Origin of the sequence: Spirosoma arboris (assembly GCF_009754945.1) — a bacterium.
In the GTDB taxonomy this organism is placed as follows: domain Bacteria; phylum Bacteroidota; class Bacteroidia; order Cytophagales; family Spirosomataceae; genus Spirosoma; species Spirosoma arboris.
The window spans coordinates 627,983-652,048 of record NZ_WPIN01000001.1 but is presented as its reverse complement, the minus strand read 5'-3'; the positions used below and the strand labels follow the sequence as shown (position 1 = coordinate 652,048).

The window sequence follows — 24,066 nt, the reverse complement described above, 5'->3', positions numbered from 1 at the left end:
GATGATTCTGTACGAGCAACTGTTTAACTACTTAAATAGCATTGGCGTGTATTCATTGAGATACTGCCGCCAGTTAACCCAGGTATGTCCACCCGATGACTCTTTATATTGGTATTTGATGTTGTGTTTGTCGAGCATTGCCAGCGTTTTTTTGTTGGCTTCCATCACAAAATCATCTTTACCGATGGCTACCCAGAACAGCTTCTTGCCCTTGTTGAAAGAAGGATCATTCAACACTTTTGCATATTTCGTATCGGCTTCATCGGCAGTTGCACCAAAGAAACCCGAGCTGAATACACCCACATAGTTAAATAACTCAGGGCGCGTCAGGGTAACGTCCAGGGTTTGAAATCCGCCCATCGACAGACCCGCAATAGCCCTACTTTCGGGGGTGGTCAAGGTCCGGTAACTTTTCTCAACAGTAGGCATTATGTCTTTCAGCAATTCGCTGGCAAACAAATCCCGCATTCGGTTCATCGTATTCGCATCAGGCATACCCGTTTGAGGAGGCAGTGGCATACTGCCATTAGGCATCACTACGATCATGGGTTTCGCCTGTCCGGCAGCAATCAGATTGTCCAGAATAAACCCAGACCGACCGATGGTATTCCAGCCAGAATCATCATCTCCCCCACCGTGTAGCAGATAAAAGACAGGGTATTTGGTAGTTCCTTTTTCATACCCTGGTGGCGTGTAAACGTGCATCCGGCGCATCATGCCCAGCGTATTTGACGAGTACCAAACTTCCCGTACTTCGCCATGTGGAACTGCTTTATTGTCCTCAAAAGCGGTTTCGGGGCCGGTAATAGCCATCATGTTTTCCAGACTGCTGATACCTTGTTTGATCACTGGATTCTTGGGATCCATCGTCCGCACGCCATCCACCATCAAGGTGTACGAATAGTAATCGGGTTTCAGCGGTCCAATCAATACTGACCATACACCCTGATCATTTTTTGTTAGGCTAAGCGGCTTGGGAGTAGACTGAAAGTCTCCCCCTACCGTTACTTCGCTCGCTTTGGGTGCATAAATCTGGATCATTACCCGCTTATCGGCCAGTACATTAGGTGATTTTAGGGTATCGTTGGGCGTTGGTGTTCGTTGGGCCATTTGGGCCATCGCCCCCATTGACATAAATGTGGTGCAAAGAGCCAGCAAAATGCTGCGTGTATTGGTTGGCGTTTTCATAGGGAATAGAATTGGTTTTTAAAGATTTATGGTGACAGCGTAAGGCTCTGGTCTCTCGCCATCACAATCACTTCCGCCAGAGGTTTGGCAGCAGTTTATAATAAAGAAGATGGCGCCAGGTTGCCCAGTCATGAGCACCTTCACCGCCTACATAATAGTCATGATTGACGTTGTGCTTTTGCAGGGCTTCGTGTAGCGCCACTGCCCGTTTGCCAATCGTCTCTACTTCGCCGGTACCCTGCCCAACCAGTAAATAGTCAACTTTCTGATTGGCCGCCGGATCGTTCAGTAGAGCAGCACTCACTTTCTCGGTTTCTAAATCGCCAGCGCTCAATACACCGAATGAGCTAAACAAATCGAGATTCTTAAGGCCTACTAACTGCGTGTGCCGCCCGCCCATCGAGAGGCCAGCCAACGCACGGCCTTTACGATCAGCACGGGTACTGTAAGCCTTTTCTACGAAGGGAATAATCTGTTTTTTCAACTCCTCTTCAAACAGCGGGAAGGTTTTCTCGGTATGAGCGGGATCACTCCGATGAACAACCTGATTGTTAGGCATAGCAATCAGCATGGGTACCATTTTCCCCTCGGCAATCAGGTTATCTGCAATAAAATTGGCTCGTCCATCGAGTGCCCAGCCGGACGCCAGTTCGCCACTGCCGCCCACTAAATACAAGACCGGATATTTCTTTTTCACCGAATAACCAGGGGGCGTATAAACGTAGATCTCACGTTCGCCATTGAGCACATCAGAATGGTAAATATGTCGTGTTACAGCGCCGTGCGGCACAGGTTTGGCATCGTAATAGGCCGGGCCATCGCCCTGAACGACCAGATTACTATAACCCGGCTGGTCGTTGAAGCCAGTCAGTGTGTTGTTAGGATCAACGACCTGTACGCCGTCGATGATGAATTTATAGACATAAATATCCGGCTTGATCGGGCCAACTGTCAACGACCAAAGTCCGTCGTCACCCTTTTGAAATGGAATGGGGTCTTTTGCTTTTAAAGCCAGCAACATTGGTCCACCCGTTAGCATAACCTGTTTCGCATCGGGCGCTTTGAGTCGAAATGTTACGGTATGATCGTCACGAACTTCGGGGGAAATAACATTGGCGCCAAACGACACTAGATTCTGCGTGTTTTTCTGTGGATTCCAGTCCAGGTTGACGTGCGCCTGTTGGGCCATTGTCCAGTGACTTCCGGCCAACAGAAGGGCCGAAATCAGATAGTTGACTCTGTTGGTAGTCATTGTTTTTCCTTTGCGTCAAAAGTACGCAAAGAATTGTAGTGGTTATAAGTGTATGAAGATTTTTTTGCAGGTTTTGGAGATTTGATCAGTATCGTTTCTCCGTAAATGCAGTGCGGATTAGCGTAAAAAGCGAATCAGGAAACAGGAAGAATTCACCTAATATCTAGAAGAATTGCTTCGGCAGACAAAATCCTTTTTATTCAGGCTTATGTGTTGACAACGTTCCCGGCAACGATTGCGTAAAAAAAGGGCAATCTGTTCTTGAATGAGTACTGATTTTTGGGTCACTTTAGGGTAAAATCAGTGTCAGACAAACTAACCATTAGCTACATCTGGCTTGGATTGAGTTCTGCTTTCTCCCAATAACCAATGAAAAAACTATCTGGCTTAGTTGTACTTGTTCTCGCCACTGCTTTCCGCACAGCTCCTGATAACTCAACTGATTTACCCCAAATTCTCACGCCAACGTTCCGGAAAGACACGCTGCTTATCAGTAAGTTTGGAGCCGTAGCCGACGGGTTGACGCTCAGTACGGCTGCCTTTACCAAAGCCATTGAGCAGTGTAATCGCAATGGTGGTGGCGTTGTGCTGGTCCCGCGCGGATTATGGCTTACAGGTTCCATTGCGCTTAAAAACAATGTGAATCTCCATTTGGCAAAGGGTGCACTCGTTCAGTTTACTAACCAACGCGATGCGTATCCGTTAGTGAATACGACCTGGGAAGGTGAAGATGCGGTTCGAAATCAAGCTCCTATTTCGGGCACGGATCTGGAAAACATTGCCATTACGGGCGAGGGTATTCTGGACGGGGCCGGAGACGCCTGGCGGATGGTTAAGAAGAGCAAACTAACAGCTGATCAATGGAAAAAACTGGTTGCTTCAGGGGGCGTTGTGAACGACAAACAGGATTCGTGGTATCCATCAGCACAGTCGCTTAAAGGTGCTACGATGACAGTTAAAGCCGGGCAAGACCATTCTTATTATGAGGACATTAAAGATTTCCTACGTCCAAATATGCTGAGCTTAACCCGGTGCAAACGGATTTTACTAGAAGGCGTTACGTTCCAGAACTCTCCCGCCTGGTGCCTGCACCCGCTCCTATGCGAGAATATAACACTGCGAAACGTCACGGCTAAAAATCCGTGGTATGCTCAAAACGGCGACGGCCTGGATCTTGAATCGTGTCGGAATGGGTTGGTCGAAAACTGTTTGTTCGATGTGGGCGACGATGGCATTTGTATCAAATCGGGACGTGATGAGCAGGGTCGCAAACGGGGTGTACCAACGGAGAATATTATTGTTCGTAATTGTCGGGTTTACCACGCCCACGGCGGCTTTGTGATCGGGAGCGAAATGTCGGGCGGGGTCAAAAATCTGTACGTATCGAACTGTACGTTTATGGGAACCGATGTAGGTCTGCGTTTCAAAACGGCCCGTGGGCGAGGTGGCATTGTAGAAAATATCTTCGTCGATGGTATCGATATGACCGACATTGCGGGCGAAGCCATTCTGTTCGACATGTATTATGCTGCTAAAGATCCGGTGCCACAACAGGGCGAGAGCAATGAGCTACCGACTATTCCAGCGCAGCCACTGTCTGAAGCGACACCACAGTTTCGGTCATTCCAGATTCGAAATGTAACCTGCAAAGGTGCCGAAACAGGTATTATGATACGAGGTTTACCTGAAATGGCGGTGAAAGATATTCTGATTGAAAATGCGGTTCTACAGAGCCGGAAAGGATTAGTTTGCATAGAAGCCGATAACATTCGACTGAAAAACGTTACGCTGATTAGCCCAGCGAAAACGTTGATGCAAATTCAGAATAGCCATAATCTAACTTTCGACAACATTCGATATTTGGATAAGACCGATTTGCTGATGTACATCTCTGGCGACCGCTCGAAAGACATCAAACTACTGAACACGAATACCTCGAATGCAAAGAAAACGGCAGAAACAACGGCTGATGTTCCGGCTAATGTATTGACGATGAAATAAGCTCTCTACATGGCATCAGGTAATGGCAATTCGTATTTAAACTGGCTGTTGCGCTTCAATGGCCAGCATATACACGGTCATCGACTCCCCAATGGTGGCAATCCAGCTGTCATAATCGGCGATAGCTTGAAGGCGCTGATCTTCGGTGATATACCCTGCTTGAACCAACTGAGGACCACGCAGTTCGGCCACTTCTGCCCACAACCGACTAGTCACAGAAAAGTCCGGATCATCTCTTCTTGATACCTCAAATTGTGGCTCGACAGTTACCGATTCAAAACCAATATGGTGCATCATTGCCTCCAGGTGATCGGCAATGGCATTGTCGAATCCCGCATCCTGACGCCATTGGAGAAACACGTCGTAAAACGTTCGCATAGCTGCGGGTGGTTCGGGTGTCCAGGAAAGCTTTTCGTGGTTGAAGTCGAGTATGGCCAGGTATCCGCCGGGTTTAACAAACCGTTTCATATTGACAAGAGCGGCTTCAGGTTGAGCCAGCCATTGCAAGGTTCGCGCACAAGTAACCAGGTCAAATTGCTCAGTCGTGTCAAATGAATAAACATCTGCCTGCTGAAAGAAAATACCCGGCAAATTGCCCACATTCTGGTCTGCCTGTCGAATCAGATTTTCGCTGGGATCGATACCCAACACACGTCCTGTTGGCCCTGTTTTTTCGGCAATACTGCGCGTAATCGCCCCTGAACCACATCCCACATCGAGTACAGTCAGCCCAAGCTTTAAGTACTTCAATAAGTTTTTGTTGGCATTTTCAACCGTTCTGCGCTCCAGAACCGGGTTATAGCCTTTGGGCATCGTAGCTCGTTCGGTGATGGGTTGCTCTGACATGGGTAAAAAAGACGTAGTTGTGCAGTATTGCCTGAATTAGGAGTGCGAATATACTCTATCATACTGGAATGAACTTGATACCTATTCCAGTCTCAAGTTCCTTATCAATTAGTAATCACCTCATTAATAGCATCTTTACTACCGTTAGATAAAAACAGATCCAGTTGTTTTCAGGCACTTTATATTAATGAGTAAATAGAGGATCAAAGGTACTCCTCTCAGAGCAGTCGATCCACACAACACTAAGGAACCCACCACAAATGAGCCAGGATCTAGCCCCAAAGGTATCTCTCCAGGGAAGCGAAATCACCAATTGTTTTGTTGTGATGCCGTTTGGTCGCAAATCGTTTCGGGATGGGAGTGCCCGAACATATGATTTCGATAAGGTCTATCGGATCATTATTCAGCGAGCTATTCGTCAGGCTGGTATGCAGCCTATTCGGGCTGATGAGACCATTGGTTCGGCCATCATTCACGGGGCCATGTTTAAAGACCTTCGTGATCAACCCGTTGTTCTGGCAGATCTCTCACTGGATAATCCTAACGTTTTCTACGAGCTTGGTATTCGGCACGTGATGTCCAGCTCGGGCACCGTTCTGATTTGTGAAGAAGGCTCAACCCTGCCCTTTGATGTGAATCTGTCACGGGTTATTTTCTACAAATATGATGGGCAGAGCTTAGATTGGGAAGAAGTGGAGCGGATGGTTGAGAAACTGCAGGTCGCCTTACAGCAGGCTCGGCGAGGAGACCCAGACAGCCCGGTTCATGCCTTACTCGAAACGGTTTTTCGGGATAATAAAAAGTCTTCTTTAGGCGAATATGCGCCTGCAGGTGGATTTGCGTTACAAAAGGATCTACTAAAATATCAGAAACTTGTCGCTGACTTTTGGCAAAAGTCTGATACGAAATTTGAGGAGTTGTACGAGGAGCATATCACTACTGCTTTTGGCGCACGTGCACTTGGCTATTATTGTTTGGATCAGCAGGATACTTTACCTAAACAGGCAAACATGCTTGCGGCTAAGTTGGGCGGCTATGAACAGTATGATCTTGCTGTAATTCTTTTCGCAAAATTGCAGGAACAAGGAGAGCTTGGTTTCCACGATATTCTTAGATATGCGTCTGTGATTTCTGAGTTAAATCCAGATCTAGCCAGCGCAAACCGGGCAATTGAGATAGCTAAACAAGCGCTTCCACTAATCGAAAGCGAATTTGAAAATATACCATTATCTGAAAATATAGAAGCTTTAAAAGCGGAAGCTTTATACTACAGAAGTCTTGATGGCCTCTACCAGTGGAAATGGCAGTTCACAAACAACGATGATGACCTTATGCTAGCTATCAACACTGCTACCCATGCGATCAAACTGATGGAACAAGCCAGAACAATTGGCGACTATGACTATCCGGGTCAAATTGCGCTGGCACATCTCAGAGTAATGCTTCAGTTACGAATTCGGGATAATGATCGTAAGCGTATTGATATTGAAGGGCACCGCGATTCAATTCTTACGATAAAACCTAGTGGCAATGATAATAAAAAGAGTATCTCATACCTTAACTGGTATCAGACTATAACACTTGCTGATTCAGGCGAAGAAAAAGCGGCTCGGGAGAAAGCAATCGCCAACTATGGTAACGATGCCGTGTTAATGCGTGAGCGGGGTAATGAGGAGATCGGCAAACTACAGTACGTTCAAATTCGACGCCTTATTGAGCAATATTCTCCAGTGTTACGGAATCCATCAATCGTTGGCAGTATATCACAGATTTTACAGGTTGGACATAAACAGTAGATCAAACCGCATTCATAAAACAGTATTACCAATTCTTCAAATCAATTTAACCTTTAATCAAACTAATATCATGGGACTCGCAGCACAATTCGAAACGATTATTGAACGGCAGCTAAATGTACACGCAGCCTGGGTACCGATTACTGACCCGTTTAGGCTCGGTGATTATGGTCAAATTTCAGATGGTGTATTTCAAAAATTGGGAAATATTACCGATGACTTTGGGGTATCGTTTAATGTAGGAAATGGCAAAGATGTTTCCTTTAATTTTATTTCGGAAAAAACTGTTGTGGTTGATTTAGGTGCTGATGCTGGGGTTAATATTAACCCGCAAGCGGAAATTAAGGCGAATGTGACCTACAAATTCCAAAAAGATGAATCGTTCCTAATTAATGCCCCTATTATTAATGTTTCAATAATTGATAATGTCAACCAGGTAGCTATAAAACTTAAAGAAATCGACGGGTGGAAAAGGAAATTTATAGTTGTCTCTAAAGTGTATACAGCTAAAAATGCTCTGGTTATTGGTGCCAATGAGGGCGGAACGGAGGTTACGATTTCTGCTGATGGAAGTGGTTTAGAACAATTTAATGTTGGGGAAGCTTCTGTGAAGTTTAGTTTAAAAACAAATAAGAAGCTTGGCTTAGAGATTAAAGGGGAAACAGGTGTTATTGCCCTTGGGCTTTTTAAACTTAAATTAATAGGTGGAGGCCCTACTTTTCTTGGAGGAGAAGTCGAAGAAGAAGAAGAATCAAATGAAGCTCCATTTGAAGACCTTGATGGACAAAAATTATCTGAAGTAAATTGACTACTAGCTATGAATGAGCACAGTCAATCAGTGTACTCGTCGGGTAGTAATGCTATGGCTATAGAGTTGTTGCGGACGGGTACACCGCACAATCAGACCCTATCACCAGGGGTTACCTATCTAGCCTTGAGTGAAGATCAGCCACCGACCGAGTTCAGAATAGAACTGGAACAATATAAATTCTCGCGTTATCTACAACTTCTGCGTTATCAGGTTGGGATTAAGACCATACCGATTCAACTGGCAAAGGAGGCACTTCAAGAGATTATTACAAAAATTTTCGAAGGAATTCCAGCGTTACAGGCGAAAACCGGTTGTAATAACAGTTGGCTACATATTCGGTTAATCATGACTCCTCGGGAACTCGCTATGCTCCCTTTTGAGCTAGCCCTTACGCCCAATGGATTTCAGGGAGGACATGATGTGCCATTTCTAATGAATCCGCAACGTCTTACTACTATAACACGGGAGGTTCGCCAGGTTGCCCCTAAAAAATATAACTGGCCAGTCAAGCCTCGCATACTTTTTATTTGGGCTGAGCCCGAAACAAAAAGTACGACCCCTAATGATCCAGAAGATCCCAATGCAGTTCCTGCTGACAAACATTTAGATAAATTAAAGGAAGCTTTACGGCCTTGGGTTTGCCCCAACAAGAAGGAAACTGAACCAGAAGAAGACTATAGCCCGCTGATTACAGAGCTAAAAAATGCTACCTATTCTGAGCTTCAGAGTAAGGTTGAAGAAGCTGTCCAGCAGAATAGTCCCTACACGCATATTCACATCCTGGCACATGGTATACCCATAGCAGATCCCGATCTTGGTCCCCGGTTTGCATTGGCGCTCAAATTAGACAAACCAATCAGGAAAAAAGACATCTCAATATATACAGATGCAGTAGATGGATCTCGGTTAGCTGATGCCCTGCGTTGTGTGAATGACAACCAATTTTATAGTCCAGCAGTGGTAACCATTGCAGCCTGTGATGGGGGAAATGATGGAACTAACCTATTGCCAGGGGGAAGTATGGCCCATATCTTACATCAGTCAGGATTTCCTTATGTCTTAGCATCACAGTTTCCTCTTTCAATGGACGGTTCTGTGAAGTTGGTAAAGGAGTTTTATCCACGTATTTTGTTAGGAGAAGATCCGCGTACTGCCCTCTACTATACCCGCAAGGCTGTTAATTGCCCTGATATTCACGATTGGGCCAGCTTGGTAGCCTATGCTCGGTTCCCTGATAATTTTGAGGATCAGCTAGAAGACATTCAGCTCAAGATAACCTTAGAGATCATGAAAGTGGCTAACACCTGGACTGACTTCGCCTTGAAGGATACAGCAGGTATGGCAAAAATTGGTGAACGGGTCGAAGAAAAGTTGACTTATGCGATTACTAAACTTGAAAAGCTTCTTAGTCGCAATAAAGAGACGGCTGATAATCCAGCACGCATGGCTGAACATCTCGGTTTATTGGGTAGTGCTTACAAACGGTTAGCCGAATACTATTACAATCAGGGAAAGAGGCCAGATGCTGATTTGGAAGCATTAACCAAAAAGTCGCGGACAGCTCTTGAGAAAGCCAGAACGTATTATCAGCGTGGTCATGATTTAGTGCTCATCAATCACTGGACAGCGGTACAGTACTTATCACTAACAGCCATCCTTAAAGGAACACTACTTAATGAGCACGACCGATGGTGTGTAACATTATTTGCAGCAGAGAAAGACCTGGTCACTGCTAAGGGCGAGAGTCGAATTTGGGCGTTTGGTACACTGGCTGAACTGTATATGCTAAAGCCTTTTACAGTGAGGGCGGAGGAATTTGAGGCCGAAAAGGCCAAAGCACTTGAAAAAGCTGGTGACTATTTAGATGAGATTACCAACTCAGATTTTGCTTTTGCGAAGGAATCCACAGCCCGGCAATTCGAGCGGTATATCAAATGGTGGCCAGTGGCCTTTCCATCACCAATGGCCGACCAGTTGAAGGAGATGGCAGAACAACTGATAAAGCATCTGCCTCCATTAGCAACTTAATCATAGGCTACCACATACCATTTTTATTACTATAAATCCTACCAACATGCCTCAAGGAAATTGTTTCGTCGTTATGGGCTTCGGCACTAAGACCGATTTAGTCACAGGTCGACAGCTTGATTTAAATAAATCATATCGGTTACTGATTAAGCCGGTCGTTAAAAAAAAAGGATTAGTTTGTGTACGAGCCGATGAAATTCGCCATTCAGGGTCTATTGAGGCACAAATGTATCAAGAACTGCTAACTGCAGATTTGGTTATTGCCGATCTTTCAACGGCAAATCCCAATGCAATTTATGAGCTTGGTATTCGGCACGCGCTACGCCCGCACACAACGATAGTCATATCAGAAAATAAACTTACATACCCATTCGACCTCAATCATATACTAATCACCAGTTATACGCACCTCGGTGACAGTATTGATTTCGACGAGGTAATCCGGTTTCGGCAAGTCTTAGGGGATGTGATTGTTGCCGTATTAACAAAACAGGCAACAGACAGTCCAGTTTATACCTTTTTGCAAGGCTTAACTCCGCCATTTTTAAAAGCGAAAGTTACGCAGGCTGTCGCTGCAGCCGGGCAAGCATTAGAAGAAGTGGGGAATACGCTCAAAGAAGAGGTGACTAGCTCTTATGGCTCACCTGAAAAGGATCAAACTCTGGCCATGCTTATTCAGCAAGGAGAAGATGCTATTCGCGATAGCGATTTCGATTCGGCCAAGGTCTTTTTTAACAATGCGTTAAAAATTGACACAACAGCATCAGCGAGTAGGTATGGAGCAAATCCTCAGGATCAGTATATGGTTCAACGCCTGGTGCTTGCTACGTATAAGGCAAAAAAGCCAGATCCAGTATCGGCTTTAACTCAGGCACTAACCTTACTCGAACCCTTAAACCCTAAGGAGTCGAACGATCCTGAAACACTGGGTCTTGCTGGCGCAATTGAAAAGAGGCTTTTTGATTTAGAACAGGGAAATGATCATCTAAGTCGCTCGATTCGGTATTATGAACGAGGCTATCTTATTAAAGATGATTGGTATAACGGAATCAATTTAGCGTTCTTACTAAACCTACGGGCCGACAGTTCCATTTATCCGGCTAAAGTAGAGAAGATCGCCGATATCGTTTGGGCCAACCGCGTCCGCCGTGAAATTATTATTCTCTGCCAGGAAAATATAGACGCAATGCAGGATCAAATAAACCGAGCTCAGCAAAAAGCAACTGAAATAGATATGACTGCACGTGCTGAAATTGACAAATTGAAAGAAGACCAGTTTTGGTGTATGGCCACTAAGGCCGAAGCTCATTTTGGCTTAGGGGAACTAGATGCTTATCGGGAAGCACGATTGGCCCTCGAGGAATTTCCATCATCTGGCTGGATGCTCGAGTCGTTTGAGACCCAACTAAATAAACTCAGTAGCTTACTTGAGAAACAGGCTCCCCTACTGCAATCCATAAACGAATGATGAGCAACATTTTTTGTGAGCCGTAGTTTATGACAGGAGATACTGGCAATTTTCGCAATTACGATTATACTGATTACATTATAGCCTCGGAGAGAAGTCTGACAGAACGATTTCCGGAATGGGCCATCGGTATTCGTGAATGGAAAGCCCTGATTGAAGAGGCATCTACACTACCTGAAAACCCCTCCGACGAGAAACTTGAGCGTTTACAAGATAGATTATATGACCTTCGGCAAGCCGAAGGCATATATCCTGACGCTAGGCAGAAGTGCCCTCGTCTGTTTATTTCTCATCGTCAGGCCGATGGTACATGGGCATTACGAATTGCTTATCTGGCAACGCAAGTTGGTTTTACATTCTGGTTGGATATACTGGATCCAACGTTGACCAGTATTCCAGCTTCTGCTCACAAACTTGTCATTGCGGGTATTATTGAAATGGCGATCCTTAATAGCACGCATGTAATTGCAATCATGACTGACCAAACTCGGGGTAGCTTATGGGTTCCATATGAATACGGGCGAATCACCCGGTTACCAGCTAGCAATACAAAAGCAGCCGCCTGGCTTCATCCAGATCTTGCTACGAATGATTTTCCAGAGTATATGGAATTAGGCTTGAAGCATAGAACAGAAGCAGCTATCCTAAATTGGTTGCGAGCAGAATTGAGTACACTAATGCCAATCTCTCCTAAGTGTCGTACATCGATATTGATTTGGGACAATAGGGAGCCTCAAAAATTACCTTCCCCTGCTTTAAAGACTTATAAAACAGGGGAAGATACTTATTACTCTTTCTTAGACGAAAACTGGTAAATCGTTGTGGTTTTGTAGGTTTGGCCGGGTCGTAGTACCGTTGTTGGGAACGAGGGCTGGTTTGGTGAATCAGGATAATGTTCGGTTTCGAGGCACAGCGCGTACCGTTTTTTATAGGGGAATCCTTCACGACCCGTTACCGAACCATCCAGAAAATTACCGGTGTAAAATTGTACCGCTGGTTCAGTTGTACGAACTTCCATAACACGCCCACTGGTAGGCTCATAAACCGTAGCCGCCAATTTCAGCGAGTCGCCTGAACCATTTAGTACCCAACCATGATCGTAACCTCCGCCATACTTAATCTGCGTATCAGTCGAGTCGTTGATACGCGCACCGACTACCGTTGGCTTTGTGAAATCGAACGGAGTACCGGCCACAGGTTGCAGTGTACCCGTTGGAATGAGCGTCTTGTCGACCGGAATAAATTTATCGGCATAGAGCGTCACTACATGGTCGAGAACATCTCGTTTTGCCCCGCCAGTCAGGTTGAAGTAGGTATGATTTGTCAGATTTACTACGGTCGGCTTATCGGTAGTGGCTTGGTAATCAATCTTCAGTGCATTATCCTTTTGTAACGTATACGTTACCTCGACTGATAAATTACCCGGATACCCTTCCTCGCCATCTTTCGACGTATACTTGAGTTTGAGAGCGGGTTCATCGCCTTCAACAGGAGTGGCAGTCCAGAGTACTTTATCGAAGCCTTTCGTACCACCGTGCAGGTGATTACCGAAGTTGTTCGTTACTAATGTATAAGTTTTACCATCCAACGTGAATTTGCCTTTAGCAATACGGTTGCCATACCGACCGACTAATGCCCCAAAAAATGGATTATTTTTTACATAGGATGATAGTGAATCCAAACCTAGTGTAACATCCTCAAACTTGCCATTCCGATCAGGCGTCGTCAGCGATACAATGATTCCGCCATAGTTGGTGATGCTGGCGGTCATACCAGATGCATTATGCAAGGTGTATAAATCAGCCGTTTGGCCATCGGGCAACTGACCGTAGGCCGCTTTTTCAATGCCTGGTTTTTGCTCAGTCGTTTCTTTTTTGGAAGTGCAGGAATTCATGGTCACGCAACCCGTCAATAGGGCCAGGGAGAGAAATTGGGTCAAAAATTTCATGAACTAGTAAGGGGTTATATGTCACAGCGATGCATTGGAGATCCACAGCGAAATTCTATCGCTATAACGTGAGCTCTGACAATAAAGAGTCGTCAGCCCTATTCATACTATAAAGCTTAACACCCTTGTCCGTAATAGGCGTCTTTCCCATGCTTACGTTCGTAATGTTTCAGCCGAAGCGTGTCTTTAATACGGGGCGTATTGGGGTTAATCTGCAACGTCAGATAGGCCATGCGGGCTAGTTCTTCCAATACGGCCGAGTTGTACACAGCTTTCCCAGCGGTTTTACCCCAGGTAAATGGGCCGTGGTTCTGCAAAAGCACCATTTCCATTTCGCTATAAATCAATCCTTTCTCGGCAAAAGCATTGAAAATCTGATTGCCTGTTTCGTGTTCGTAATCACCCTGAATCATCTCGTCGGTCAGGGCGGGAGCACACGGAATATCCTGATGGGTGTGGTCGGCGTGGGTAGTTCCGAAAATAGGAATGTCCATTCCCGCTTGCGACCAGGCCACAGCATGCGTGCTATGCGTGTGTGAAATACCACCAATTTTCTCCCAGGTTTTGTACAGTAATGCATGTGTTTTGGTATCCGACGAAGGCCGCATTTTGCCTTCAACCACTTTCGCGTCGAAGTCGCAGATGACGATATCGGAGGCTGTCAGCTCGTCATAAGGTACGCCACTAGGTTTGATGGCAAAAACGCCCCGTTCGCGGTCAACAGCACTCACATTGCCGAAGGTAAACAATACCAGGCCCAACTTTGGTAGTTGCATATTGGCCTCGTAGCATTCTTCTTTTAAGGATGTGTACATAATTTAATTGTGAAAGAGTGAATGAGTGAAAGAGCGACTGGAGTGGAAATGATAGCTCAGCGCTCATTCACTCATTCACTCTTTCACTCTTTACAATTCCAACACTACTACCGAAACCGGCGGCAGTGTTACCGTTAGGTTGTCGCCGGATAGTTTGGCACCGTTGAAAGCTACCGGCTTGATTTTTGTCAGGTTCTCGAAGGTGTTATGATCGTGTACGCTGGCAGAGGTCAGGATGCGCCCCGTTAGTCCAGCGGCTTTTACTCCTTTCAAATCGACCGAAATCTCCTGCGGTTTGGTTGGATCGATATTGACCAGGGATACGTGGACTTTGCCCGCTTTATCGCGGGAAGCTGATACAGATACGGCGGGTAATTTTTGATTGTCCAGCGTAAAGTCCTCCGACTTTATATCAATGGGTAACATCGTCGCATCCTGATGCACGTTGTACATTTCCAGTACATGGTAAGTTGGTGTCAGCAGTAGTTTGTCGCCTTTGGTAAGGATAACTGCCTGCAACACGTTAATTGCCTGCGCCAGATTGGCCATACGGACACGTTCGCAGTGTTTGTGGAAAATATTGAGCGTGGCCCCAGCCAGAACGGCATCACGCATGGTATTCTGTTGATACAGGAATCCCGGATTAGTGCCCGACTCGACATTGTACCAGCCCCCCCATTCATCGACAACCAGCGCTATTTTCTTTTCCGGGTCGTATTTGTCCATTACGGCCGAGTGCTTCTCGATCAGCTCGTCCATCAACAGCGCTTGCTGCATTGTTTTAAAATACTCCTGATCGGTAAACTGTGTAGCTGACCCTTTCTTGCCATCGCCCCACGACAATACTGAATAATGGTGCATGGCTAGCCCTTCCATCATGCTGCCTGGAATATTTTTCATGAGCGTTTCCGTCCATGTGTAGTCGTTGTCACTAGCTCCCGACGCAATTCGGAAAATATGCTCCTTGCCCACGCGTGGATTCATGAACGTACTGTACTGCCGATAGATATTAGCGTAATAGTCGGGTTTCATGTTGCCGCCACAACCCCAGGCTTCGTTACCAACACCCCAATAACGCACATTCCAGGGTGCCTGACGACCGTTTTGCTGACGCAAGTTCGACATGGGACTGTCTTTCTCGAAATTGACATATTGCACCCATTCGGTCAGATCCTGCACCGTACCACTCCCAACATTGCCTGCCAGATATGGCTCCGTCCCCAACAACTCGCACATGTTAAGGAAATCGTGCGTACCAAAGCTGTTATTCTCCGTAACGCCACCCCACCAGGTGTTTACGATGGTTGGCCGTTTCGCTTTGGGACCAATGCCATCTTTCCAGTGGTAGGTGTCAGCGAAACAACCACCCGGCCAGCGAAGATTGGGAATCTTCATTTTCTTGAGCGCTTCAACCACATCCAGTCGAACCCCGTTTTTATTGGGAATCTTGGCGTTGCTTTCTCCAACATAAAAGCCGTCGTAAATACACCGGCCTAAGTGTTCGGCAAAGTGGCCATAGATATGGCGACTGATAACGTGCTTGCCTTCGCTGGCGTTAATTGTTACTTTATTCTGTGCCGTTGCGATCAGGCTGCTACCAGCAAAAAGGAGAGTCAGGAGTTGTTTTTTCATAGTGGAAGGTTGGGGGTTCTTGCTTGTCATTTCGACCGGGACGCGTAGTCGTCAGGAGAAATCTCAAGCTTGACTAATACGAAACTTGAGATTTCTCCTGACGACTACGCGTCCCGGTCGAAATGACAAAAAAAGCTACCGATAAGCAGCTTCGCTCCAGCGGAGTTCGTTTTTCAATTGGCGCAGATTGGTGTTACGATCAATTACTACGAGTTCAACACCGAAAATATCAGCAAAGTCTTCGATCTGATCTGTTGTCAGGTTTTGGCTATAGACCGTATGGTGGGCACCTCCCGCCAGAATCCAGGCCGCACAACCCGTTTGCATATCAGGCATTGGTTTCCAGATGGCGCGGGCTACGGGTAATTTCGGCAGGGCTTCGGGCACCTCTACTGCTTCTACTTCATTGACCAGCAGCCGGAAGCGGTTGCCCATGTCAATCAGCGAAACATTAATGGCTGGGCCCGCTGGCGCGTTAAATACCAATCGGACAGGGTCAGCTTTGCCACCGATGCCTAGCGGGTGAATTTCGCAAGTCGGTTTGCCAGCTGCAATTGACGGGCAAATTTCGAGCATGTGTGAACCCAGCACTAATGGATTCACCGGATCGAAATGATACGTGTAGTCTTCCATAAACGAGTTGCCTCCTTTCAGCCCAGCCGCCATTACTTTCATTGTGCGTACCATCGCTGATGTTTTCCAGTCGCCCTCACCACCGAACCCGTAGCCGTCGGCCATCAGGCGCTGGGACGGAATGCCCGGTAGTTGAGTCATGCCATGCAGATCTTCAAACGTATCGGTATAGGCCGTGAAGTTGCCATCTTTCAGGAAAGCCCGCATCCCGATTTCGATTTTGGCGGCATCGCGTAGCGAAGTATGTTGCGCTCCACCTTTGAGAAGCGAGGCCATCAGCGTGTAGCTGTCAGCATACTCAGTCACCAATTGGTCAATTTCAGCGTCGGTTACCTGATTAATAACCGCTACCAAATCACCAATACCGTGGGTATTTACCGACATGCCGAACGTCATTTCGGCGGCTACTTTATCGCCATCCGTTACGGCTACCTGCCGCATGTTATCGCCAAAACGAACCACTTTCATGGTTTTCAACTCGTAAGCTGCCACCGCAACCCGACTCCAGGATGCGATCTTTTCAATAACCGCCTGGTCCTGCCAGAATCCGACAACAATTTTGCGGTTCAGGCGCATCCGCGACATGATAAACCCAAACTCCCGATCGCCATGCGCCGACTGGTTGAGGTTCATAAAATCCATGTCGATGTCATTCCAGGGAATATCTCGATTGAACTGTGTATGCAGGTGAAGGAGTGGCTTTTTCAACACGGTTAATCCCCGAATCCACATTTTGGCGGGCGAGAACGTGTGCATCCAGGTAATGATACCGACGCAATTAGGGGCCACGTTCGCTTCCTGACAAATAGCGTAAATTTCGTCTGGCGTTTTGACAACTGGTTTAAAAACGACCCGAACAGGCACCTTTTCACCCAGGAAATTGGCAATGATTAATGAGTGAGCATCAACTTGTTTCAGGGTTTCTTCCCCGTATAAATGTTGGCTTCCGGTGACAAACCAGACTTCGAATTGTTTCAGATCGAGCATTGTAATTTTTGTTTTTTGTGGTGTCAGCTTCTTAAAGCTGACATGTGCGGTTTCTCAAAACCGTCTGAATAAATGTAAAACGCGGTTTTGAGAAACCGCTCAATGTCAGTTTTGAGAAACTGACACCACCGTGACAACTTAATGCCCTTCTACAAAGGCACCCAATTTCAAATACTTCTTATACAGTGCTTCGTATACGACCACTTTGTCGGACTGGGGCGTGTATTCGGCATCGAAACCGGACCCCATTGCGCGCTGGGCGGCTTCCATTGTGGGATGAACGCCAGCCGCTACCGCTGCACACATGGCCGCGCCCAGGGCACAAGCCTGATCGGCACTGGCTACCTGGATCGGCTTATTTAGTACATCAGCAAGGGTTTGCATCACAAAAGGCGATTTTTTTGCTACGCCCCCAATCGCAATTACTTTCTTGATCGGAACACCTTCTTCTAAAAAACGGTCGACAATGCTGCGTGAACCAAAGGCTGTTGCTTCTACCAGTGCTTTGAAAACTTTAGGTGCATCGGTACCCAGATTTAGTCCGGCAATGGCTGCCTTAAGTGTGTGGTTAGCGTCGGGGGTCCGGCGGCCATTAATCCAGTCGAGCGCAATCACATCGTTTTCCGTAACGGGCAACTTGGCGGCCTGCGTTGATAAATGTGGGATGAGTTGTTGGCTTAACGTATCGGCGGCATCCTGACCCAGCAACTCACGCACGGGACCCGTAATCAAGCGGGCGAACCAGGCATACACATCGCCGAACGCCGATTGACCAGCTTCAAGACCGAGCATTCCCGGCGCAACGGACCCATCCACTTGCCCACAAATCCCCCGGATGAGCCGATGTCCAATTTCTTCGTTGGGCGCCATCAGGATGTCGCAGGTCGAGGTGCCGATGATCCGCACAAAGGCATAGGGTTCAATCTCCGCACCAATTGCACCCATGTGCGCATCGAAAGCACCAACGCCGATCACAACGTTGGTTGAAAGCCCCAGTTTCTCCGCCCATTCTGGGGAGAGATGCCCCATTGATTGGTCAGAAGTATAAGTGTCTGTGAATAACCGGTCCCGTAATCCGCTAAGTAATGGGTCAAGTTTGGTTAGAAACTCATCAGATGGTAAGCCGTCGAACTCGCTATGCCAGAGGGCCTTGTGCCCAGCCGCGCAACGCGAACGTTTGAGTGTCAACGGATTGGCATTGCCCGTTAGAACTGCCGATATCCAGTCGCAATGTTCGATCCAGGAAAAGGCATGCTCTCGGATGGTTTCATCTACTCGTAAGGTTCGCAGCATTTTGGCCCAGAACCATTCTGAAGAATAAATACCGCCGACGTACTTGGTGTAATCCGTATCCCAATGATGCGCCAGGTTATTAATTTCCTCGGCTTCTGCGTTGGCGGTATGGTCTTTCCAGAGGATAAACATTCCACTCGGATTCTCGGCAAAATCAGGTCGTAGCGCTAACGGAAGGCCGGTTTCATCGACGGCGCAGGGGGTAGAGCCGGTCGTATCAATCGAAATACCGACGACTTGCTGGCGAACTTCAGCAGGAGCCTGGGCCAATGCACCAGTGATTGTAGCTGTTAACCCTTCGAGATAATCGAGCGGGTGTTGCCGAAACTGCGAGGTGGCCGGGTCGCAGTATAACCCTTTTTTCCAGCGCGTATATTCGTGAACGTGTGTTCCTACGGCTTCGCCCGTTTGTGCATTCACGACTAAGGCCCTGACCGAATCGCTACCAAAATCGACGCCGATAACGTATTGATTATTCATAGATAGAGTTACGCTGTATTGCTCAAAAACACAAGTTGAACAATAGTTTTAGGGGGTAGGAATCAGTGCATTATTAAATAGTGTATCTGTGACACAATATTACAGTACTTTTGTGTTATTTTCATGGAAAATGCAATTATTATTTGTTGCCATCGTCTAAAAGGCTCTAAATCCCCTGAAAGGAACTTTATTTATGAGTAATCAAAGTCTACTTCAGGGGATTTAGAGCCTTTTAGACCGTTTTTTAAAGAATCAGGAAAGCGTTAGTTCGGGGAAGAAACTAACGTAATCAGTAAGGTATTGCTGGTATTTCTCGGTGTTGAGTTTGTATAGCTTTCCCTTCTTGGTTACCGAATTTGTGTCTTTTTCTCCCGTATCGATCAGGAGTTCGGTCGACATAATTTTTCGACTGAAATTCCGGCGGTCAAGTTGGGTATTATAGATTACTTCGTACACTTTCTGAAGCTGCGGAATGGTGAACTTATCAGGCATGAGTTCAAATCCAATGGCATGTAAGGCTGCTTTGTAACGGAGTTGACGCAGTGCCTGTTCAACCATAGCGTTGTGGTCGAAAATCAGATCTGGTTTCTCAGCCAGGTTAATCCAATAGGCGTTGTGTGCTTTGATGGCGTTAATATCCTGCTCCTGAATGTTCACCAGCGCGTAATAAACCACAGAAATAGTTCGCTCAACAGGGTCACGCTTTACGGCACCAAAGGTTTGTAATTGTTCGAGGTAATTGTTAGTCAAGCCCGTCAGGTCATATAGAATGCGTTGGGCAGCCGCTTCCAGATCTTCCTGTTCATTTAGAAATCCACCCATCAGCGACCACTTACCTCGTTCGGGATCAAAGTTTCTTTTGATGAGCAGTAATTTCAGTTCTTCTCCGTCGAAACCGAAAATGATACAATCTAAAGCAACGAGAATGCGATTCGGGTGTGTATAGTGAATCATAGGGCAACGGGTAGAGAATGCTTCAATGTAGGCCAAAAAATGACACCGAAGAAAAGCGGGTCGCTATTCCTAGGTAGTGCTGTTTTCCTGATTAAGCTGACAACCCAGGGAATTATACTACTGAGAGGTACTTTTTAGTTTTACACAGACCAGTTTGCATTGTATTTACCCCCGGTATTACTTCGACTCCTTGCCGCGCTGACTGATCCTTGGCAACCAGGCTGTTTGGCCCGAGAAAATAGTGGACAGCGTATAATGCTGGGCCTCTTTAGCCGTAAGTTGCTTTGACCAGCTTGCCCGTTGAGTGGTGCTGCCGCCTGGCCCGGCACTTCCATATTCAGCGTAGAGTACCGTCTTTTCGTTGTCAGCGTTATCCCAATTGTCCCAACCTACCGGCAAAATATGACTACCCATATTGGTGCGAATAAAGATTGTTTTTGCGTAAGGACGCCAGGGACGACCCAGATAGACTTTTTGAGCGGCTGGATCAGTAGTGAGTTTGCAGTCGAAGAAAACAAATCCATAGGATTGATACGCTGGCGTAGCAGCTGCGGTGATAAATGAATCCGATAAGCTTTTGATGGTGCAGGATTGAAAAACGGAGATCGATTTGCCGAAAATAAAATCAGTTGTGCCTTCGATGAAGCAGTTTTCGTAATACTGTCGACTTCCTTCGGCAGCTGCATATAGCGTGTCCTGATTGCCTAACAGGAGACAGTTTTTACACACAAACCGGTCGCCTTCAACATGGAGCGCAACTGCCTGCCCAACTCTGCCAGCCGTGTTGCGAATGGTTAGATTTTCCAGAATAATGTCGGGTGCATCCACTAGCACTGTATAGGAATTGTAGGTACTGTATTTGTCTTTTCCCGTCCAGTCTTTTCCTCCCGGATATGCCTTCCCCGAATAGTCGTCACCTGTAATAATCACCCCTTCTTTGCTCTCTCCTATTACGTGGATGCTGGGTTTCCAGGATGGAATCACAAGCTTCTCGGCATAAACACCGTTTTTGATGTAGAGCGTTACCCGTACCTGCATATGATCGCGGAAGCTGTTGACGGCTTCCTGAATAGTTTTGAAAGTGCCGCTTCCATCCTGAGCAACCGTAAACGACACTGGCAACGTAGGGGATAATATCGCCTGGCTCCACGCCTGAGTGGTGCAGATCAATAAGCAGCTAATAAGCAGAAGTTGTTTCATTTAACAGGAAATAGAAAGTTCAACAATTTTACCCTTATCGGCCCAAGGTTGGTGACTCATCACTATTTTGCCGCTTTAGGGAGGAGTAATCCATTCAGATATACCTCAACATTGGTGTATTGCTCGTCGAGCTTAAACTGGCTGGCGTCTGCAGAACTAGTTGGGTCCAGACCATGGCTGGCTTCCCATTGGTCGGGTATACCATCGGAGTCGGTGTCGATTGGGGCTGATTCCTGTTTTAGAACTACCCAACCGCCAACGTCCTTTTGGGAGTCGATAATACCTTTTTGCTGGGAGCCAAAGGAAGCTACTCCGGCGCGGACGTCGTTGGCAATACGGGTGTCTATTGCATCGCGTCGATAACTGGCACCCGCTCCTTTAAGCACTTGTTCGTAAGTCTGCTGCGCTGTTTGTTCGGCAATACTTTCGACTAAAAAGGGCTGTTTTGCGATGGTCGAGTCAGGATGTTCGCATTGCACGCCACCAGCCAGGTTATTCTTACTGACGATGCTATCGCCTACCACAAAATTGCCGGTTACGTAAAATTGGCCGTAGGGTTGTAACGGATTAATGATTCGACTCTGGAGCTTCGAAGGCGTTGCCGGGCCGGGTTTATAATAATTATTGACCAGATTATGGTTGCCTTTTTCACCCCCATAGGCGCTGTTGATGCCCCAATTGTAGATGACATTGTTTCGAAAATCGACGAGTTCTCGTTGCGGTTGCTTGTGGTAACGAGATCCGCAGAAACGTGGCGTTCGGCTATTCTGATGAGCAATCAGGTTGTGATGAAACGAAGCGCCCAAACCACCCCAAATACCGCCATACCCGTGTGCGCCTTTTTCGTGAACCGACTTGTTCAAACTCTCAGCGATCAGGCACCATTGCATGGTAAAGTTTTCATTGTCATAAAACGAGGCACACTCGTCCGTTGCCCAACTCATGGAACAGTGATCAATGATAATCCGCTTCTGACGGAGCCCCGTAATGGCATCGTCCTGCTGCTTTGCTTCATCGCCCAGCCGAAACCGCAGATACCGGATAATGACGTTGTTGGCTTCAATACTAAGGTTATAGTTTTTCAAACAAATGCCATCACCCGGTGCCGACTGACCGGCAATCGTCAGGTTACCTTGTCTGATAAGGATTTTCGATTGTAAGGCAATCGTGCCGGATACGGCAAAAACAATAATGCGTGGTCCTCGTGTAGTAACGGCTTCCCGAAAGCTTCCGGGGCCACTATCGTCCAGATTACGGACAATAAGCACCTGACCACCTCGTCCACCAGAGGTGTATTTGCCAAAGCCTTCGGCTCCCGGAAACGCAAGGGGTTTTGCGAACCCGGATTGACTTTGTACTCGAAACGAAATGAAACAGTTTGTTATGAAAATAATTAGCAAGACGGTATGCCTGGTGAATTGTCTGGGTGGTTTCATTCGTTTAGTAGTATGCTCTAGTTTTTAACGCAAAGGCGCAAAGAAATGACGCAAAGATCGCAAAGAGTATTTCGTTGCGTTCTTTGCGCCAGTCTTTTGCGCCTTTATGTTATTTTTTGATACTACACCAACGTAGCGTCAACCGAGATTTTGGTATTGAACAGCTTCGAAATTGGGCAATTCTTCTCAGCATGTTCGACTAGCTCCTGAAATTTCGCCTGATCAAGTCCCGGCACACTGGCTTTAACCACCAAATGCGAGCTACTAATACTGGCGCTGTCAGTATCGAGTGTTATAGTACACTGTGTATCAATCGAATCGGCGGTGAAGCCTGCGCCCTGTATATTAAAGGCTAATTGCATAGAAAAACAACCTGCGTGAGCTGCCCCAGCCAACTCTTCAGGATTTGTGCCCACGCCGTCGGCAAAACGGGTATTGAAGGAGAATTGCGATTGGTTAAGTACCGTGCTGGCGGTAGAAACGGTTCCTTTTCCATCTTTGCCTGAGCCTGCCCAGTGCGCGGAAGCATTCCGTTTGATTTGCATACTGAATTACTGTTATAAAGTGAATGAACGTGAATCCGAAGACATTGCTCTGTCTCTAGTTGACTAAGACAAAATGGGGATACTTTGTTTGAAAAGTCAAATCACGAAGGAAAAGCAACCTACTCATTCACTTATCTATTTATTTTTTGAGGGGAAGTACGAAACTACCGTTTCTAAATTTAACCGTTTTCGCGTCTTGCGAAGTCAGCGTTACCTCAAACTTGCCTTCGATCACGTTCGCAGCTGTATCGGCTCGGGTAACTTCTATCCATCCGCTATTAGATCCCTGTGCCCGGTACGAGGCAAAAACCGCATCGCCACCGACGATTAACCCATAATTGGCACCTGTAATTGGCGAAGGTGTGCAACTAGTCAACCAGTTTACATCGTATTTACCAATGGTTAACGGCACTTTCTCGAAACTAAGGTATTGAGTTGTGTTACAGGGGCCAATGCAATTATAGGGCGCTGCTTTTCTGGCTCCTTTTGGGTAAGGCAACTCGTTTGAAAGATAGATGTTAAACCTGTTCGTCGTGCACTGATCGCCTGCTACAAGAAATGCTCTACTGGCACTTCCACTGGCATACCAACTAGAATCATTCAGCAATGCGGTGGCATTCTTAGGGCCATTAACGCCATCTGGACTGATAGTCGAGTCGTTGTCTGACCGTGAACAGGCCCAGATGAATACCAACAAGCAAAGAAACTGTATTCCATTTTTCATGGTCATGGCAAGTAAGTTGCCTGATAGAC

Annotated in this window: 19 protein-coding genes; 6 read left to right on the top strand and 13 right to left on the bottom strand. The window is 46.6% G+C overall.

The window, feature by feature from the left end; translation table 11 throughout:
- Window positions 1–27: 27 nt before the first annotated feature.
- Together GO755_RS02640 and GO755_RS02635 are read right to left on the bottom strand one after the other, a co-directional pair.
- Window positions 28–1,188: an esterase gene (locus GO755_RS02640; RefSeq protein ID WP_157583010.1), complete on the bottom strand. Its 1,161-nt coding sequence runs from the start codon at window positions 1,186–1,188 to the stop codon at window positions 28–30.
- Between the two features lie 67 nt (window positions 1,189–1,255).
- On the bottom strand, window positions 1,256–2,440 hold the full coding sequence (locus tag GO755_RS02635; protein ID WP_157583009.1) for an esterase: 1,185 nt from the start codon (window positions 2,438–2,440) through the stop codon (window positions 1,256–1,258).
- A 369-nt stretch (window positions 2,441–2,809) separates the two neighbouring features.
- Between GO755_RS02635 and GO755_RS02630 the strand changes: the two genes are divergently transcribed.
- The gene (locus GO755_RS02630) at window positions 2,810–4,441 is read left to right on the top strand and encodes a glycoside hydrolase family 28 protein (protein WP_157583008.1); all 1,632 of its coding nucleotides are present in this window, start codon (window positions 2,810–2,812) and stop codon (window positions 4,439–4,441) included.
- Window positions 4,442–4,477: 36 nt separating this feature from the next.
- Here the strand turns inward: GO755_RS02630 and GO755_RS02625 are convergent, their stop codons facing one another.
- On the bottom strand, window positions 4,478–5,287 hold the full coding sequence (locus tag GO755_RS02625) for a methyltransferase domain-containing protein (protein WP_157583007.1): 810 nt from the start codon (window positions 5,285–5,287) through the stop codon (window positions 4,478–4,480).
- Between the two features lie 260 nt (window positions 5,288–5,547).
- Here GO755_RS02625 and GO755_RS02620 point away from each other — a divergent pair, with 260 nt between their 5' ends.
- The 5 genes from GO755_RS02620 (at window position 5,548) to GO755_RS02600 (ending at window position 12,205) form a co-directional block, all read left to right on the top strand.
- Entirely contained in the window at window positions 5,548–7,083 is a 1,536-nt protein-coding gene (locus GO755_RS02620) for a hypothetical protein (protein ID WP_157583006.1), read from the top strand.
- A gap of 70 nt (window positions 7,084–7,153) precedes the next feature.
- Complete coding sequence (locus tag GO755_RS02615; RefSeq protein ID WP_157583005.1) at window positions 7,154–7,891, top strand: hypothetical protein; 738 nt, start codon at window positions 7,154–7,156, stop codon at window positions 7,889–7,891.
- Window positions 7,892–7,900: 9 nt separating this feature from the next.
- Window positions 7,901–9,922: a CHAT domain-containing protein gene (locus GO755_RS02610; protein ID WP_157583004.1), complete on the top strand. Its 2,022-nt coding sequence runs from the start codon at window positions 7,901–7,903 to the stop codon at window positions 9,920–9,922.
- Between the two features lie 46 nt (window positions 9,923–9,968).
- Window positions 9,969–11,390: a tetratricopeptide repeat-containing protein gene (locus GO755_RS02605; RefSeq protein ID WP_198174732.1), complete on the top strand. Its 1,422-nt coding sequence runs from the start codon at window positions 9,969–9,971 to the stop codon at window positions 11,388–11,390.
- 29 nt (window positions 11,391–11,419) lie between these two features.
- A complete protein-coding gene (locus GO755_RS02600) occupies window positions 11,420–12,205 on the top strand; it encodes a toll/interleukin-1 receptor domain-containing protein (RefSeq protein WP_157583003.1) in 786 nt (261 codons plus the stop codon).
- On the opposite strand, the gene GO755_RS02595 is transcribed toward GO755_RS02600, so the two are convergent.
- The 10 genes from GO755_RS02595 to GO755_RS02550 all read right to left on the bottom strand — a co-directional run bounded on the left by GO755_RS02595 (window position 12,178) and on the right by GO755_RS02550 (window position 24,037).
- Window positions 12,178–13,338, bottom strand: coding sequence for an aldose epimerase family protein (locus tag GO755_RS02595; protein WP_157583002.1), 1,161 nt, complete (start codon window positions 13,336–13,338; stop codon window positions 12,178–12,180). The genes GO755_RS02600 and GO755_RS02595 overlap by 28 nt on opposite strands.
- A gap of 116 nt (window positions 13,339–13,454) precedes the next feature.
- Entirely contained in the window at window positions 13,455–14,153 is a 699-nt protein-coding gene (locus GO755_RS02590) for an L-ribulose-5-phosphate 4-epimerase (protein WP_157583001.1), read from the bottom strand.
- Between the two features lie 90 nt (window positions 14,154–14,243).
- Window positions 14,244–15,785, bottom strand: coding sequence for an alpha-N-arabinofuranosidase (locus GO755_RS02585; RefSeq protein WP_157583000.1), 1,542 nt, complete (start codon window positions 15,783–15,785; stop codon window positions 14,244–14,246).
- 135 nt (window positions 15,786–15,920) lie between these two features.
- Complete coding sequence (gene araA, locus GO755_RS02580) at window positions 15,921–17,405, bottom strand: L-arabinose isomerase (protein WP_157582999.1); 1,485 nt, start codon at window positions 17,403–17,405, stop codon at window positions 15,921–15,923.
- A gap of 138 nt (window positions 17,406–17,543) precedes the next feature.
- A complete protein-coding gene (locus GO755_RS02575; protein ID WP_157582998.1) occupies window positions 17,544–19,178 on the bottom strand; it encodes a ribulokinase in 1,635 nt (544 codons plus the stop codon).
- Window positions 19,179–19,430: 252 nt separating this feature from the next.
- Window positions 19,431–20,132, bottom strand: coding sequence for an NUDIX hydrolase (locus GO755_RS02570; protein WP_157582997.1), 702 nt, complete (start codon window positions 20,130–20,132; stop codon window positions 19,431–19,433).
- Between the two features lie 177 nt (window positions 20,133–20,309).
- Window positions 20,310–21,332, bottom strand: coding sequence for a pectinesterase family protein (locus tag GO755_RS02565; protein ID WP_157582996.1), 1,023 nt, complete (start codon window positions 21,330–21,332; stop codon window positions 20,310–20,312).
- 62 nt (window positions 21,333–21,394) lie between these two features.
- Entirely contained in the window at window positions 21,395–22,768 is a 1,374-nt protein-coding gene (locus GO755_RS02560) for a pectate lyase (protein WP_157582995.1), read from the bottom strand.
- Window positions 22,769–22,890: 122 nt separating this feature from the next.
- The gene (locus GO755_RS02555) at window positions 22,891–23,313 is read right to left on the bottom strand and encodes an OsmC family protein (RefSeq protein ID WP_157582994.1); all 423 of its coding nucleotides are present in this window, start codon (window positions 23,311–23,313) and stop codon (window positions 22,891–22,893) included.
- A gap of 139 nt (window positions 23,314–23,452) precedes the next feature.
- Complete coding sequence (locus tag GO755_RS02550; RefSeq protein WP_157582993.1) at window positions 23,453–24,037, bottom strand: hypothetical protein; 585 nt, start codon at window positions 24,035–24,037, stop codon at window positions 23,453–23,455.
- Between the last annotated feature and the right edge of the window lie 29 nt (window positions 24,038–24,066).

Bases quoted from the DNA above. Each gene is read 5' to 3' on its own strand.
- GO755_RS02640 (WP_157583010.1), bottom strand. From the start codon at position 1,188: ATGAAAACGCCAACCAATACACGCAGCATTTTGCTGGCTCTTTGCACC.
- GO755_RS02635 (WP_157583009.1), bottom strand. From the start codon at position 2,440: ATGACTACCAACAGAGTCAACTATCTGATTTCGGCCCTTCTGTTGGCC.
- GO755_RS02630 (WP_157583008.1), top strand. From the start codon at position 2,810: ATGAAAAAACTATCTGGCTTAGTTGTACTTGTTCTCGCCACTGCTTTC.
- GO755_RS02625 (WP_157583007.1), bottom strand. From the start codon at position 5,287: ATGTCAGAGCAACCCATCACCGAACGAGCTACGATGCCCAAAGGCTAT.
- GO755_RS02620 (WP_157583006.1), top strand. From the start codon at position 5,548: ATGAGCCAGGATCTAGCCCCAAAGGTATCTCTCCAGGGAAGCGAAATC.
- GO755_RS02615 (WP_157583005.1), top strand. From the start codon at position 7,154: ATGGGACTCGCAGCACAATTCGAAACGATTATTGAACGGCAGCTAAAT.
- GO755_RS02610 (WP_157583004.1), top strand. From the start codon at position 7,901: ATGAATGAGCACAGTCAATCAGTGTACTCGTCGGGTAGTAATGCTATG.
- GO755_RS02605 (WP_198174732.1), top strand. From the start codon at position 9,969: ATGCCTCAAGGAAATTGTTTCGTCGTTATGGGCTTCGGCACTAAGACC.
- GO755_RS02600 (WP_157583003.1), top strand. From the start codon at position 11,420: ATGACAGGAGATACTGGCAATTTTCGCAATTACGATTATACTGATTAC.
- GO755_RS02595 (WP_157583002.1), bottom strand. From the start codon at position 13,338: ATGAAATTTTTGACCCAATTTCTCTCCCTGGCCCTATTGACGGGTTGC.
- GO755_RS02590 (WP_157583001.1), bottom strand. From the start codon at position 14,153: ATGTACACATCCTTAAAAGAAGAATGCTACGAGGCCAATATGCAACTA.
- GO755_RS02585 (WP_157583000.1), bottom strand. From the start codon at position 15,785: ATGAAAAAACAACTCCTGACTCTCCTTTTTGCTGGTAGCAGCCTGATC.
- araA (WP_157582999.1), bottom strand. From the start codon at position 17,405: ATGCTCGATCTGAAACAATTCGAAGTCTGGTTTGTCACCGGAAGCCAA.
- GO755_RS02575 (WP_157582998.1), bottom strand. From the start codon at position 19,178: ATGAATAATCAATACGTTATCGGCGTCGATTTTGGTAGCGATTCGGTC.
- GO755_RS02570 (WP_157582997.1), bottom strand. From the start codon at position 20,132: ATGATTCACTATACACACCCGAATCGCATTCTCGTTGCTTTAGATTGT.
- GO755_RS02565 (WP_157582996.1), bottom strand. From the start codon at position 21,332: ATGAAACAACTTCTGCTTATTAGCTGCTTATTGATCTGCACCACTCAG.
- GO755_RS02560 (WP_157582995.1), bottom strand. From the start codon at position 22,768: ATGAAACCACCCAGACAATTCACCAGGCATACCGTCTTGCTAATTATT.
- GO755_RS02555 (WP_157582994.1), bottom strand. From the start codon at position 23,313: ATGCAAATCAAACGGAATGCTTCCGCGCACTGGGCAGGCTCAGGCAAA.
- GO755_RS02550 (WP_157582993.1), bottom strand. From the start codon at position 24,037: ATGAAAAATGGAATACAGTTTCTTTGCTTGTTGGTATTCATCTGGGCC.